Annotated in this window: 17 protein-coding genes; 14 read left to right on the top strand and 3 right to left on the bottom strand. The window is 71.4% G+C overall.

Annotated elements, in window-relative coordinates:
- Positions 1 to 83: 83 nt before the first annotated feature.
- Positions 84 to 614, bottom strand: a complete 531-nt coding sequence (locus tag AB0H37_RS24915; RefSeq protein WP_360615531.1) for a hypothetical protein — start codon at positions 612 to 614, stop codon at positions 84 to 86.
- Positions 615 to 709: 95 nt separating this feature from the next.
- Here AB0H37_RS24915 and AB0H37_RS24910 point away from each other — a divergent pair, with 95 nt between their 5' ends.
- From AB0H37_RS24910 to AB0H37_RS24855, 12 genes are all read left to right on the top strand, one after another.
- Complete coding sequence (locus tag AB0H37_RS24910; protein ID WP_360615529.1) at positions 710 to 919, top strand: hypothetical protein; 210 nt, start codon at positions 710 to 712, stop codon at positions 917 to 919.
- The gene (locus AB0H37_RS24905; protein ID WP_360615527.1) at positions 916 to 1,581 is read left to right on the top strand and encodes a hypothetical protein; all 666 of its coding nucleotides are present in this window, start codon (positions 916 to 918) and stop codon (positions 1,579 to 1,581) included. The genes AB0H37_RS24910 and AB0H37_RS24905 overlap by 4 nt, the downstream gene beginning before the upstream one ends.
- Positions 1,578 to 1,772 (top strand): hypothetical protein, encoded by a 195-nt coding sequence (locus AB0H37_RS24900; RefSeq protein ID WP_360615526.1) that lies wholly within the window; start codon positions 1,578 to 1,580, stop codon positions 1,770 to 1,772. The genes AB0H37_RS24905 and AB0H37_RS24900 overlap by 4 nt, the downstream gene beginning before the upstream one ends.
- Complete coding sequence (locus AB0H37_RS24895; protein WP_360615524.1) at positions 1,769 to 2,383, top strand: J domain-containing protein; 615 nt, start codon at positions 1,769 to 1,771, stop codon at positions 2,381 to 2,383. Before AB0H37_RS24900 ends, AB0H37_RS24895 begins: the two co-directional genes overlap by 4 nt.
- A complete protein-coding gene (locus AB0H37_RS24890) occupies positions 2,380 to 2,631 on the top strand; it encodes a hypothetical protein (RefSeq protein ID WP_360615522.1) in 252 nt (83 codons plus the stop codon). Before AB0H37_RS24895 ends, AB0H37_RS24890 begins: the two co-directional genes overlap by 4 nt.
- Before the next feature lie 99 nt (positions 2,632 to 2,730).
- Positions 2,731 to 3,036 (top strand): hypothetical protein, encoded by a 306-nt coding sequence (locus tag AB0H37_RS24885; RefSeq protein WP_360615520.1) that lies wholly within the window; start codon positions 2,731 to 2,733, stop codon positions 3,034 to 3,036.
- Positions 3,037 to 3,118: 82 nt separating this feature from the next.
- Entirely contained in the window at positions 3,119 to 3,535 is a 417-nt protein-coding gene (locus AB0H37_RS24880) for a helix-turn-helix transcriptional regulator (RefSeq protein WP_360615518.1), read from the top strand.
- Positions 3,536 to 3,592: 57 nt separating this feature from the next.
- Positions 3,593 to 3,991 (top strand): hypothetical protein, encoded by a 399-nt coding sequence (locus tag AB0H37_RS24875; RefSeq protein ID WP_360615516.1) that lies wholly within the window; start codon positions 3,593 to 3,595, stop codon positions 3,989 to 3,991.
- Positions 3,988 to 4,953, top strand: coding sequence for a helix-turn-helix domain-containing protein (locus AB0H37_RS24870; protein WP_360615514.1), 966 nt, complete (start codon positions 3,988 to 3,990; stop codon positions 4,951 to 4,953). The genes AB0H37_RS24875 and AB0H37_RS24870 overlap by 4 nt, the downstream gene beginning before the upstream one ends.
- 426 nt (positions 4,954 to 5,379) lie before the next feature.
- Positions 5,380 to 5,913 (top strand): hypothetical protein, encoded by a 534-nt coding sequence (locus AB0H37_RS24865; RefSeq protein ID WP_360615512.1) that lies wholly within the window; start codon positions 5,380 to 5,382, stop codon positions 5,911 to 5,913.
- On the top strand, positions 5,910 to 6,365 hold the full coding sequence (locus tag AB0H37_RS24860; protein ID WP_360615510.1) for a hypothetical protein: 456 nt from the start codon (positions 5,910 to 5,912) through the stop codon (positions 6,363 to 6,365). Before AB0H37_RS24865 ends, AB0H37_RS24860 begins: the two co-directional genes overlap by 4 nt.
- Positions 6,366 to 6,994: 629 nt before the next feature.
- Positions 6,995 to 7,450: a tRNA(His) guanylyltransferase Thg1 family protein gene (locus AB0H37_RS24855; protein WP_360615649.1), complete on the top strand. Its 456-nt coding sequence runs from the start codon at positions 6,995 to 6,997 to the stop codon at positions 7,448 to 7,450.
- A gap of 153 nt (positions 7,451 to 7,603) precedes the next feature.
- Here the strand turns inward: AB0H37_RS24855 and fxsT are convergent, their stop codons facing one another.
- Together fxsT and AB0H37_RS24845 are read right to left on the bottom strand one after the other, a co-directional pair.
- Positions 7,604 to 9,883 (bottom strand): FxSxx-COOH system tetratricopeptide repeat protein, encoded by a 2,280-nt coding sequence (fxsT, locus tag AB0H37_RS24850; protein WP_360615508.1) that lies wholly within the window; start codon positions 9,881 to 9,883, stop codon positions 7,604 to 7,606.
- 5 nt (positions 9,884 to 9,888) lie between these two features.
- Positions 9,889 to 10,305: a hypothetical protein gene (locus AB0H37_RS24845; protein ID WP_360615506.1), complete on the bottom strand. Its 417-nt coding sequence runs from the start codon at positions 10,303 to 10,305 to the stop codon at positions 9,889 to 9,891.
- Between the two features lie 349 nt (positions 10,306 to 10,654).
- Between AB0H37_RS24845 and AB0H37_RS24840 the strand changes: the two genes are divergently transcribed.
- Together AB0H37_RS24840 and AB0H37_RS24835 are read left to right on the top strand one after the other, a co-directional pair.
- A complete protein-coding gene (locus AB0H37_RS24840; protein WP_360615504.1) occupies positions 10,655 to 11,812 on the top strand; it encodes an NB-ARC domain-containing protein in 1,158 nt (385 codons plus the stop codon).
- Positions 11,812 to 13,155, top strand: coding sequence for a tetratricopeptide repeat protein (locus tag AB0H37_RS24835; RefSeq protein ID WP_360615502.1), 1,344 nt, complete (start codon positions 11,812 to 11,814; stop codon positions 13,153 to 13,155). The genes AB0H37_RS24840 and AB0H37_RS24835 overlap by 1 nt, the downstream gene beginning before the upstream one ends.
- The last annotated feature ends 162 nt before the right edge of the window (positions 13,156 to 13,317 follow it).

The raw sequence follows: 13,317 nt of genomic DNA, 5'->3' as shown, positions 1-13,317 counted from the left end.
TGGAGCGTGGTCACCGTCGCCGCCGCCGCTGCGATGGCCGGCGGGTACCTCGCTGGGGCGCCCGCCGGAGCGGACGCCCCCGTTCAGCCGCCGGCGGCCGAGGCGTCCGAGAGGCCGACGCACCGCCTGGACACCCCGCCCGCGCACAGACCGACCCGGACCCGCAGCCCGCGGGTGAAGCGCCCGGCACCGGTGTTGCAGCCCCGCGCAACCCGCAAGAAGACGGCCCCGACGCGGTCGCCGACGCCGTCCTCGGCGAAGCCGTCGAAGACGCCGGCACCGACGGCGCCCCCTGCCAAGCCGAGCCCCACGCCCACCGGCACCGGAACACCACCCGGGCCGCCGAAGACGCCGGAACCGCCGAACGAGGAGCCCGGATGAACAAGGGAGAGAGCGGCGACGTCTCCACGCTCCTGCAGTGGCTGACGGGCACCCGAGCCTTCGGCCGGATCGGGTGCCGGGAGAACGCGCTCCGCGCGGCGGGCCGCCTCGCCGAACGCGCCGGCGGGCGCCTCACAGCGGCCGAAGTAGCGGACCGGTTCCCGACCGGCGTGTCGTCCCACCTCGACGGCCAGGACGTCGCCGAGCGCCTCGCCGAGACCCTGGAAGGGCATCTGCCGGGGCCCTGGGCCGACCGCGCCGTGAAGGTCCTCACGCCGCTGATCACCGGCCTCGCCGAACCCGTGGACCTTCCGCGAGAGCGGGACGTGTGTTGGCCCGCAAAGGCAGCGCCGTCCTCATGCAGATCGCGCCGGCGGTGCCGGAGGGCCGCACGCGCTGCGGCCACCCCGCCCCGACGATCGGCTGCCACGCCTGCGAGACCGCCCAATCCCGCAAACGGCGCCCCGGCCGGCTACGGGGCCGCGGCTGGACCAAGCCCGCGACCAGGAAGAAGCGGCGCAACAGGAGGAAGCCGTGACAGATGAGGCGGTGCAGCTCCAGAACCTCCTCGCTCTCCCGGACGACACCTTTCACACGCTCGTCGTGAACAACCTGGGCCGGGAGGACCAGCCTGCGATGTGGGACCTGCTGCTCGGCCCGCAGTTGGCGCGCCGTACCCACACCGCGCTGGGCGCGGCGTTCCGCGACGTCGAGGACCAGCTCGCCGAGCGCCGCGCCGACATCGACAGCTACAAGCAGGAGTGCTCCGGGCGGGGCAGCGCAGGACGGCGCGAGTGGGCCGCCGAGTGGGGCCGTTACCAGGAGTGGCGGAGCCGCGTGATCGGGTACCGCCGCCTCCTCAGCCGGCGCCTCGCCGAGGCCAAGCGCGCCCGCAGCGTCGCGCCGGAACCGCCGCGACCGAAACCTGCCCCGCCCAAGCCGACCCCGCCGAACTCCGCCCGCAAGATCCGGCAACTGCAGACGGTGTTCCGGCTCGCCTGGGTCATCGCCCAGCACCGCGAAGCCACCCTGCGGCAGGGCATCGTGCCCGACGACCACGAGGTCGAGCTGTGGCGCGCCCTCGACGTCATCGAGGTCGACACCACCGACGGGCCCATCACCATCGCCGAGTTCCTCCACGACATCACCTCCAAGCCCGGCTTCGCCCCGCCCGACCAGCCGTCCGGGGGGCCGTCGTGAGGACCCGCTCCAAGGGCCGCTCCTGCGCTGGCAAGCGCCGCTACGAGGGCGAGCCGTCGGCGGACAAGGCGATCCGGGAGCTCGTGGCCGCCAAGCGGGTGACGCCCGGCTCCATGCACTCCTACCAGTGCCGATTCTGCGACGGCTGGCACATCGGCCACACCCGCCACGGAGGGAGACGCCCGCAATGAGGTTCCAGATCGAGCCGCTCGGCGCCTGGACGGACCCCGAGACACCCGACCGGACGCGTGCGTTCTTCCGCGCAGGATGGGCCCACACGGTTGAGCTGCTGAGCCGTGAGGTGGGCTGGCTCGGCGCGGACCTGGTCGTCATGCAGGCGGACGTGGCCGAAGATGCCCGCCGCCGCCGCGACGGGATGCTCCTGGCCAACGCCTGCGTCCGGCAACACCCGGGCGTCGTGATCAGCTTCAGCAGCGACCACGGGCCGCTCCGGTACGCGACCGATCAGTTCACCGCCTGGCAGGACAACGTCCGCGGCATCGCCCTCTCCCTGGCGGCGTTGCGCGCCGTCGACCGGTACGGCGTCACCCGCCGCGCCGAGCAGTACGTCGGGTTCCGGGCCCTGCCCGCCGCGGTCGCCGAGTTCGGCACGGCGGACGACGCCGCCCGGTGGATGCGCGAACAGGCCCGCCCCCACGCCAAGGACGCCGACACCTCCACACCGCGGCAGCTGTACCGGTTCCTCGCGCGCCGCTGGCACCCCGACGCCGGCGGCGCCGGAGCCGAGTGGGAGCGCCTCGACCAGGCCCGGCGGCTCCTGGAGGAGGCGCACCTGCTGTGACCGCTGTCCTGACCGTCCGCGCCGGCGGCTCCGTGGCGGGGTCGTGCGGCAGGTCCTGCTACGACGCCGAGCACGAACCCTGCCGCTGCGTGTGCGGGGGCGTGAACCACGGCGCGGGCTTCGAGGCCGCGGCCGCGAACGCGCAGGCCATGGCCGAGGAGTGGATCGCGACGGCCCCCGCGGACGGCTGGGACATCGACACCTACCTGCTGCTGGGTGCCCCGGCAGATCAGCACGCCCTGTTCTGAAGGAGACGACATGCGCAAGAAGAAGGACAAGAGGCGCCGCTGGGAGTGGCTCGGCGACCTCGTCGACCTCGCCGTCGAGCTGCTGGTCGGGTGGTGGCGTTGAGCGCCGGCGGCCAGGGCGTCTGCACCGGCTGCGGCCGAAGCAAGCCCATCACCATCACCGGTCTGGTGTACCGGCATCGGGGACCGGGCGGCGAGCCGTGCCCCGGCCAGTCCCAGGCCCCGGAGGGGGCGGGTGTTGCCCCCGCCACCGTCGCCGCCACGCTGGATCAGCTCATCCAGGACCTGCGCGTCCACAACCTCCCCGGCCACGGCGCCGTCGTGCGCCTCGACGACGTCACGACCGCGATCGACAACGCCCGCGTCTCCGCCAGGCTGGAGCCGCTCGGAGCCACCGATGGGTGAGCCGCTGCCGATCGTGAGGGCCCTGAGGGCGAGGCGCCGCGCCCTCAGGCTGAGTCTGGCTTCTGCCGCCGCACGCGCTGGAATGACCAGCTTGGCGCCGGGGTCGTGGGAGCGGGGCGACCGGTGCCCCTCGCTGGAACGCACCTACACCTACGCGGCGGCGCTCGGGATGGCGCCGGTCCTGCTGGCCGGCTCCGGCGGATGGGTGCCGGTGCCTCTCGCCGCCTGCTCCCCGGACGAGCGGCGGCCTCCGGTCCTTCGGCAGTTGCGTGCCACTCGACTCGCCCGCGACCTCCCCGTGGTGCAGGTGGCGGCCGCCCTTGGGGTGGCGACGGTGACGCTGTCCATGACGGAGAGCGGCGAGCGCCGCGTCCAGCTCGACCAGGCGCACGCTTACGCGGACATCCTCGGCATGGTCCTCACGGTGGAGGAGATCGCTCCGACCGGGGCCGCGCTCGTCGAGGCCTCCGGCGCGGTCTGCGTGAGGAGGGCGGAGTGATCGCCCCCCACACCGTTCCCTCGCCCGTCGAGACCTCCTGGCGGTGCGGAGGCGGATGTGACTGATCGGTGGCAGAGGCCGTGCGTGCACTACTCGGCCGCCGAGGAACGCACCTGCGGTGCGACGCCGACCCGCCTGTACATTCAGGGCCCCCGGTGCGTGCTGCACACGCCGTCGGCGGAACGTGGCCTGCCGGAACCGCCCGAGGGCAAGTGCGCGCCGGCGCGCTGCCACTGCGGGCGCCCTTCGTGCCACGCCTACGACACCTACGGCCGGGACTCCTATTCGGCGCAGGGCTTGGCGTGGGCGGCGGTCGACGCCCGCGCGGTCGCGTCGGGGAAGCGCCGCGCCTCACCCGCCGAGCAGGCTGCGGCGAAGGCGGCGGTGCAGGAGCAGAAGGACCGCGACGCCGCGCTCCGCCGGCCCGCCGGGCCACCGGACGGAGCGAGCGGGTGAGTGCGCGGCATGCCTGGGTGGCGCAAGGCAACACCGAGGCGGCGGCGGCGCAGCCGCCATGGGAGCCGGCCCCCGACGATGTCCACACGCTCAGGTACGGGTACAACCTCGCGGACCTGGACGTCCTCACCCGCGCGGCTGTACGCCGTGTCGCTGGCATGCGAGGCGACTACCGCGACCGGTACGAGACGGCCTGGTCGGCGGTCGCCGAGCATCTCTACGCGCGCCAGTCACCGCCCGCCCCGTTCGACCTGATCGACGCGGGCCGGGACGCGCTGCGCCGTCACGTCGTCGAGGAGATCCACCACCACGGGCGGCGCCGCGCCGGGCCTGGCGCCACCGAGCCCATGCCGCGGTACTTCCTGTACTGGAACTGGGCGGGTTGGCGCCCCGATCCTGCGCACATCCTCGAACACGTCGCGGTGTGGCAGATCTGGGAGGACCTGACCGACCGGGACCGCGAGATCCTTGCGCCGCTGACGGCTGGCCTGTCGCAGCGCGACGCGGCGCGGGCACTCGGCATGAACCGGGCCGCCTATGTGATGGCTCTGCGCATCGCCAGACGGCACTTCCTGGACCGGTGGCATGAGGGCGAGGACGTCCCAGGGCAGTGGGGGCGGGTGGCCAGGTCGGGTGAGACGACGTACCGGTCGGCGATGCTGGCCCGCAGGCTGCGCACGGTGGCGACGCTCCCGAAGCCGGAGTGCGGGAAGGCGTCCACCTACCAAAGCGGGTGCCGGTGCCTGCCGTGCACCACAGCCGCAACGCAGAAGACCTCAACACGGCGCCGGGCCCGGACCGGCGCGACGCAGCGACGCTTCCTGGGCGACGCAGACCGCGCCCGCATCGTCGAGCTGTCCGTCGCGGGACTCACCGTCGACCAGATCATGGCGGAGACGAAATGGTCCCGCCCCACCGTCAACAACGTCCGCCGCGCCGCCCGCGCCCGAGGCCAGCTATGACCGGAGCAGAGAGCCTCGCGAAGGCGTTCACGGCCGCACCACCCCGGCATGAGGGCCTGGACGAGAACCTCGCCGGCGCCCTGCTGGCGGCGGTGCCGCTGCGCATGCTGGAGATCCGCGGCTGGACGCCCGAGCAGCAGGCGAACGACGCCGCGTGGGTGCAGGAGCTGATATGCGCCGGCGCGTCCGGCGACGAGCTGCTGTACGGGGCGGGCGACGGCCGCCCGGCCGCGGCATTAGCTGCCCTCGTCCGGGGCCTGGCGGCGCTGGCGTACGTCGAGGGCGGCGTGACGGTCGCCGGACTGCATTGGTGCGCGGAGCAGCACAGCGAATGCCCGAACGGCCCCCAGTGGGCGCACCTCGCGCAAACCCGGAGCGCAGACCGGGGGCCCGGGGTCATGGAGCAGATGACGGAGAGGGGGATGGGTGGCGGAACCAGAGCCGGAGCCAGAGCCGGACGGCCTCCTAGTCCCCGGCGCGAACTGGGTGGGCCGATTCGAGTGGGAGCGGCTGATCCGGCGCTGTCGGCTGGGGTTCTACGAGGGCAAGACCAGGGACCCCAAGCGGTGGGTTCCCCACGCGACCGTTCAGCACGTCGCGCTCGTCCTGGCGACGTACGCCGACCTCGACGGGACACGAGTGCGCCCATCGGCCAAGCGCGTCGCCCACGTCTGCGAGCTGGACGAGCGCAAGGTCCGCGCCTGCATCACGCACCTGCGGCAGTCGATGCTGCTGGAACTCGTGCGCCCGGCCCGAGGACCTGGCCGCAGCGGCGGCCCAGGGCGTCCAGCCGAGTTCCGGATGTCGGTGCCGGACGACCTGCTGGAGCGCCTGGCGTACCTGGATCCGGACGAGCAGGTCGTGGTGGTCCCCACGGGCGCCCAGATGCCGCCGGAGCGCAAGCCGCGCCGCCCGAAAGAGGATGCGCCGCCAGGGCAGGGGGCTGTGGATATCTCATGATCGCCCGAATAAAAGACCGGCGGGTACCCGCATATGATTCGAAAGACCGGCGGCCACCCGCCGCCCATTCCGAAAACACCGGCGGGTACCCGCAGAAACACCGGCGGGTACCCGCCGCCTACCAGGACCAGACACCAGTACCAGAAAAGAACACCAGCACCACTGAAGATCATGACCATGCCACACCCGGGGTTCTGTCGCTGCTGGCTGAACTGGAAAGCAGAACCCGCGGCCGACGACCCTGTGGAAAAGCGATGACTCAGTTCTTCACCCAGGTCCGCACATCCCGGAAGCTCCGACAGTGCGAACGCTGCCTCAAGCCGATCGGCCCCGGCGAACGCTACAACCGCCACTCAGCCCCACCCGGAGGAGAACTGGGCAACCTCGGCTGGTGGCACATCATCGAGCACCCGGCAGACGGATGCCCCGAGGCGGTGCCGCCGCCGCGATGAACCGGCCACCCGCCACAGACCTAGCGACCACCGCCGCCCGCTCCGTGACCGAAGCAACCGCAACGCCACCAGACGAACTGCCCGACAACCCCCAGGCGTACCTGCGGTGGCTACGCGACCCCACCCGCCCCGTACGCCGGCCACGCCCACGCAAGCCGCTCAAGCCATCCCCGTCCAAGCGCGGACCGGCCGCAGTCCGCGACCCCGCCTACCCAGCAGCCGCCGCACTCCTGTCGACACTGCCCGACCTCGGCACCGCCCACATCGAACGCGCACGACAAGAAACCGGCGACACGACATGGGAAGCCCTCGTCATCCGCGCCGCCGAGAACGCGTCACGAAAGCTAGACGGACACAAACGCCAATAAAAGCCGTACACCCCATGAGAACCCACCACCGTCAAAAGGGACAAAGAATGGCCGGAAACCCCGACACCCCAACCGCTCCACCGCCCCACACCGACACGAACCCATCCAGCCGCCCCACAGCCGACCGCCACACCCCGAACACCCGCGATCACGTATCGCGACCGAGCATGGCCCCTCCGAAGCCGTCACAGGCGATCTCAGCGCGCCGACGCCTCACCGCCCTAGGCGCCGGTGAGTGACTCGACGGCGCTCGGCGACCGGATGAAGGCTTACGAGCAGGTCACCCGGATGGTGGTGCCGCGCCGCACCTACACGATCGTGCGGGTTGACGGCCGGTCGTTCCACTCGTTCCTCCGGCACGCCGACCGGCCGTTCGACGACGCCGTCATGGCCGCGATGAACGCCGTCGCCGAGGCCCTCTGCGCGGACATGTCGGGTGCGGTGTTCGCCTTCACCCAGTCCGACGAGTGCTCGGTGCTGCTGACCGATTTCACCGGGACGGGCACGGAGCCGTGGTTCGGCGGGGTGGTTCAGAAGATGGTGTGTTCAACGACTCGTACGTGCCCGCGGGCGGCGGCACACGGGGCGTCTGCAGCCACGACAGCGCCCGCTGCGCCAGCGCCTCCAGCCCCAGCCCCAGCACCACCAACTCCGGCTGCAGTGCGGTCGCCAGCGCGGCCAGCCTGGCCTGCACCGCGGCTGCGCTGTCGGCGGTGATCCACCACACCGGATTGCACCGCCCAGCGCCTGGGTCGGCGTGGGCGATGGTGTAGCGGGCGGCCAGCGCGGACTTCCCCACCCCGCCCCAACCGTGCACCGCAGCCACCACCACCGGTGTTTTGCCGCTGTGGGACCGCGCCCGACGTCTCCTTACCGACGGGTCGACTCCAGGTTCTCCCGCACCATCTCGGTGAGTGGGTGATCACTACCAAGGGCCCGTTCGCAGTCGGTGAGGGTGGTCTCGTACAAGGCGATGGCTTGGTCCAGCTCCCCGGTCGCCTCGAAGGCGGTGGCGAGGGCATAGCGCGTGGTCAGGATTTCCACGTGGTCGGGGCCCAGTACCTGCTCGCGGTCGGGGAGCGTCTGCTGCAGTAGCGGGATGGCCCGGTCTAGGTCACCTGCCTGGTAACAGGCAATGGCGAGGTTGCTGCGCGAGGCCAGGGTTCTGGGGTGGTCGGGGCCTAGTACTCGTTCGCAGTCGGCGAGGGTGGTCTCGTACAGGGGAAGAGCTTGGCTCAGTTGCCCCGCGGCCTGGTAGGCGGCGGCGAGATTGTTGCGGGACTCTACGGTGGCGGGGGCATCAGGCCCCAGCATCCGTTCACGGGCGGTCAGCGTCTGTTCATGCAGCGGGACGGCTCGCTGCGGGGCCCCGGCACCGTAGTACGCGTTGGCCAGGTTGTTGCGTGTGTTCAGGGTTTCGAGGTGGGCGGGACCTAGCACCCGCTCACGGTCGACGAGTATGGCCTCATACAAGGGGATGGCTACCTCCAGCGCCCCCGCCGACTGGTAGGCGTAAGCGAGGTTGTTGCGCGAGGACAGCGTGGCGGGGTCGTCAGGTCCCAGCACCCGCTCACGGTCGGCCAGCGTCGTAGCGTGCAGTCGGATGGCCTTGTCCGGGTACCCAGCTGCCTCGTAGGCGACGGCAAGGTTGTTGCGCATGCCTAGGGTCCCGCGGTGGTTGGGTCCCAGCAGGCGCTGGTGGGCGGTAAGAGCGCGCTGGTGGTAGGCGAGAGCGTGCTGGGCATTGCCCTGGCTGTGCAGGAAGAGGCCGGTCAGGTCGAGCAGGTGACTGGTCGTGTCGGTGTCGGAGTCGGACGGCGCGCGTTCGATCAAGGCGTCGATGTGGGGCAGTAGCGCCCGCCACGCCGACCAGGTACCGGGGTCTGCATAGTCATCGGGGGCGGCTTGGGCCAGCAATCCAGTGGCCTGGTGCAACGCGGCAGTGATATCGCTCTGCTGCCGGTGCGGGTCTGCTGGATCGGGTGTGCGGGCAACAGCTTGGACCAGCCGGTGCACCGAGACCACGTCTTCCTCCAGGCCGATCATGTTGTAGGCGGCCAGCTGGCCCAGCGCATGCACCAGGTCCGCCTTACCTGCTGAACCGCCCTCCGCCTCGCGCGGGCTCGGCTGGAGGGAGTGCTCCCACAAGGCAGGCGGGATCGCCTCGGCCCCGTACCACGCCAGAATTCGCAGCAACTGCCCGGCCAGCGGGGCACCATCGGTCAGCCGATCCAAAGTGATCCGCCATATCCGGGCGATGGTCCGCTCTCCGTCGACCCCTTCGGCGGCCCGGTCGTACATCACCGCCGGCTGCTCGGCCAGCAACTCCAGATACGCCGCCGGCGACAGCCTGGCCTGGCGCAGGTAGGCGGCCGCCTGCTCGACCGCCAGCGGCAAGCACCCGAGCTCGGCCACCAAAGCAGCCGCACCCTGCAACTCCGCCCCCGCCCGGCCGGCGCCAGCGATCCGCATGAGCAGAGCCACTGCTTGCCCCTCGGTGAGCACATCCAGACGCAGCACCGACGCATCCAAGCGGTGCCAGCCCTCGCCCAGTCGGCTGGTCACCAGCACCCGCCCCGACAGAACCCGGCTCACCAGCGGCTCCACACCAGCCGGATCACCGACATTGTCCAAGATCAGCAGCCAGTCCTCATGGCAGCCCAGCCACGAAGCGGCGTAGCCGGCCAGCTCCTCCAGCGGCAACCCCCACGCCGCGCCCGGCACCAGCGCGACCGCCAACGCAGCCAGCCCGGCCTGTACCGATGCCGCACTGTCGGCGGTGACCCACCACACCGGATTGAACTGCCCGGCGTGAAGAGCGGCGTACCGGGCGGCCAGCGTGGACTTGCCCACTCCGCCCAGCCCGTGCACTGCTGCCACAATGACCGGCGGTCCCGCGCGCTCCAGCTCCTGCTCCAAGCGCGCCAGCTCGTCGTCCCGCCCGACGAACAAGCCCGGATGCGGGGTGCGCACCAGTCCGGGCGGAGCCTCTACTTGATCGACCGGCGGCAGCGAACCTCTTGGCAGCACCACCTCGGTGATGACCTGGTCCCCGCCGGCCTGATACACCCGGGCCTGCCCGGAAGCCTGCGCCCGCTGCGCTACGGCCGACTGCTCCTCAGGCGGCTGCGCCGACTCCGGAGTCGGCATGGAGGTCACTTCTCGTTAATGGTCTGGTCCCGGCCGGCCTGATAAACCCGGCCGTGCCCGGACGCGGTCGCGTTCTGAGTGATGTTCTGCACCCGCACCAGCTCGTCCGCGGGCAGCAGCGGCTTCCACACCTTGTCCAGCACCCGCTGGATCTCCGCGGCGATCTCAGGATCGGCGGTCACCAACCGGGCCAGCTTGCGCTGCCACTCGGCGGCCAAGCCCTCCTCCACGCCGGCCTCACCAGCCTGGCGCGCGGCCAGCACCTCACCGCGCACCTCCTCCAGTTCGGCCTCCACCGCTGCAACCCGCTCGGGATGCGCCCGCCGCCACAACGCCACCGCTCCAGACCGGGCCTGCTGCCATCCATCGGTAGCCACCGCGGTCACCAACGCCGTCCCCGCCGCCATCAACAACGGATCCATACCCGCACCTGCCTAACGCTCCACCGGTCGGCGCACACACGCGCCATTCCCCGTCGCAACCATCCTGGACCCCGCAAAGATCACACACAGCGATTTGTCCCGAACCGGCGGCATTTTCCCAAGCCGCCGGAAGCGCAACACCTGCGGCAGTAGCCACGGGAGGGCCGTGGCATCCGGCGTGGAGGCGTTGATCCACTGAGACCGCCATCGTTTCTCGACACTCGGCGAAGCCGATTCGGGACGTGATCAAACTCGTTGTCTCGGCGTCGAGTGGGTTTTGGTGTCCGGTTGCGGCGGATGTGCCTGATGGCCTGGTGCCGCCGGGGCGGGCGGGTCGATGATGTCGGCCATGACGGGGCGCGTACTGACATGGGCCGGCGGACTCATCGCGGCGGTGTCGGTGATCGGGTTGATCGTGTACTTCGCGGTGAAGGGGTTCCACTGGGGTGACACCGTGGGGGTGATCGGCGCGGGGGTGGGGATCGCCGGGCTGGTGATGGCGGTGTACGGGATGATCGTGGCCCGCCGCACCCCCGACACAGGCCAGCAGCCCGATCAGGTACCGGGCGAGCGGTCGGTCAACCTGCGCGGCGACGCCCCCAACAGCGGCATCGTGGCCACCGGCGACGACGCCGCCAACACGCAGATCACCGGCAACGTGTCCGGGCACGGCCGGCTCAACCAGGCCGGCCGGGATCTGAGCATCAACGAGTCGACCGTGTTGCCCCCAGAGGCGGTGCGGCCGGTCTCCGAGGTGGCGGCGCCCGGGTTGGTGAACGTTCCGGGGCACCAGCATGTGTTCGTCGGCCGCGGCGACGAGCTCGATGAGCTGGATGCGGCGTTGCGGGCGCCGGGTGGGGTGGTGGTGGCCGCGGTGCATGGGCTGGGCGGGGTGGGCAAGTCCACCCTGGCAGCCCGCTACGCCGCCGCCCACGCCGCTGGCGCTGCGCACGCCGCGGCCGAGGCGCGGGCGGGGCTCGGTGAGGCGGTGTTTGATCCGGTGTGGTGGATCACCGCCGACACCGCCGCGGCCGTGCAGGCAGGGCTTGCCGGTCTGGCGGCCGCGTTGCAGCCGGAGCTGAGGACGGCGCTGGAGTTGGAGGCGCTGGCCGAGCGGGGGCTGGCCTGGCTGGGCTGCCACTCCGGGTGGCTGGTGGTCTTGGACAACGTCACCGACCCCGGCCACATCGCGCCGCTGCTGGACCGCACGATGCGCGGCCGGGTCCTGGTCACCAGCCGCCTCGGGCAAGGCTGGCACCGGTACAGGGCCCAGGTGCTGCGGCTGGACGTCCTCACCGAAGAACAAGCCGTCGACCTGCTCACCCAGATCGCCGCCCCCGCCGGGCCCGGCGCCGGATCCGGCAGCACTGGTCTGGACGGCGCGGCCGAACTGGTAGCCGAGCTGGGGTGCCTGCCGCTGGCGGTCGAGCAGGCCGCCGCCTACCTGCTCCAAAACCAACTGTCCCACGCGATTACCTGGACCTGCTCGCCGCTTCGCCGGCGGTGATGTATCACCAGGCCGCCGAGGGCAGTACCACCGGCACCGCTGGTGATGCCGGTAGTGACGCACGGACGATCGCACGGATCTGGCGGATCACTCTGGACCGGATCACCGCCGACACCCCCCCGGCCGGTGAACTGCTGCGGATCCTGGCCTGGTACTCGCCCGAGGCCATCCCCCGCACCATGCTCAACGGCCTCTCCGAAATGGAGGGATGGCAGGAGAACGCCGCGCCGCCGCTTCTGCAGGCCGCGCTGGGCAAGCTCGCCGCCTACAACATGATCACCCTCACCCCCGGCACCGTCACCGTCCACCGCCTCGTCCAAGCCGTCGCCCGCACCCCCGACACCCACGGCCCGGTCGAAGACCGCGACCCGCACCGCCACCCCGAGGCCATCACCACCGCCCGCCACACCGCCTCCCGCCTGCTGAACCAGACCCGCCCCGCCGACGTCGTCGATCCGGGCGGATGGCCACGGTGGCGGCAACTGCTGCCCCACATCGATGCGCTGGCCACCCATACACCTCCCAGCACCGACGACACCTGGCTCAGCCTGCTACTCGACCGCGCCGCCTCCTTCCTGCAGAACCAAGGACTGCTGAACCGCGCCATCCGCTACTTCGACCGCTCCCTGGCCACCCACCACCGACTACATGGCGGCGACCACTCCGACACCCTGATCTCCCGCAACAACCTCGCCTACGCCTACCGGGCGGCCGGGGACTTGGGCCGGGCGATCCCGCTATACGAACAGACCCTCACCGACTCCGAACGGGTCCTGGGCCCCGACCACCCCTCCACCCTGACCTCCCGCAACAACCTCGCCTACGCCTACGAGACGGCGGGGGATTTGGGCCGGGCGATCCCGCTGCTGGAGCAGACCCTTACCGAGCGCGAGCGGGTCCTGGGCCCTGACCACCCCGACACCCTGAGCTTCCGCAACAACCTCGCCTACGCCTATCAGATGGCGGGGGATTTGGGCCGGGCGATCCCGCTGCTGGAGCAGACCCTTACCGAGCGCGAGCGGGTCCTGGGCCCTGACCACCCCGACACCCTGAGCTCCCGCAACAACCTCGCCGGCGCCTACCGGGCGGCGGGGGATTTGGGCCGGGCAATCCCGCTATACGAACAGACCCTCACCGACTGCGAGCGCGTCCTGGGCCCCGACCACCCCGACACCCTGAGCTTCCGCAACAACCTCGCCGGCGCCTATTGGGCGGCGGGGGATTTGGGCCGGGCGATCCCGCTGCTGGAGCAGACCCTCACCGACTCCGAACGGGTCCTGGGCCCCGACCACCCGACAACTGGGATCGTGCGTAGCAACCTCCAGGCAGTGACAGAGCCGTAGATGGCTGCCTCAGAAACGTTCGTTTTCTAACAGCCGAGGTTGACGCGGACCGGCCGGATCCGGGCACCGTGTGGGCGGGCGGCCGGTGAACGCGTGGTGCGGCGGGCGCGTCTGAACCACATGGGCAGGGCGGACTTGGAACGGCGGGGTAAAGGCGGGCTA

The organism is Actinomadura sp. NPDC023710 (assembly GCF_040639875.1).
Taxonomy (GTDB): domain Bacteria; phylum Actinomycetota; class Actinomycetes; order Streptosporangiales; family Streptosporangiaceae; genus Spirillospora; species Spirillospora citrea.
Note: the sequence above shows the minus strand (reverse complement) of the source record. Positions and strands in the feature narration are given on the sequence as shown.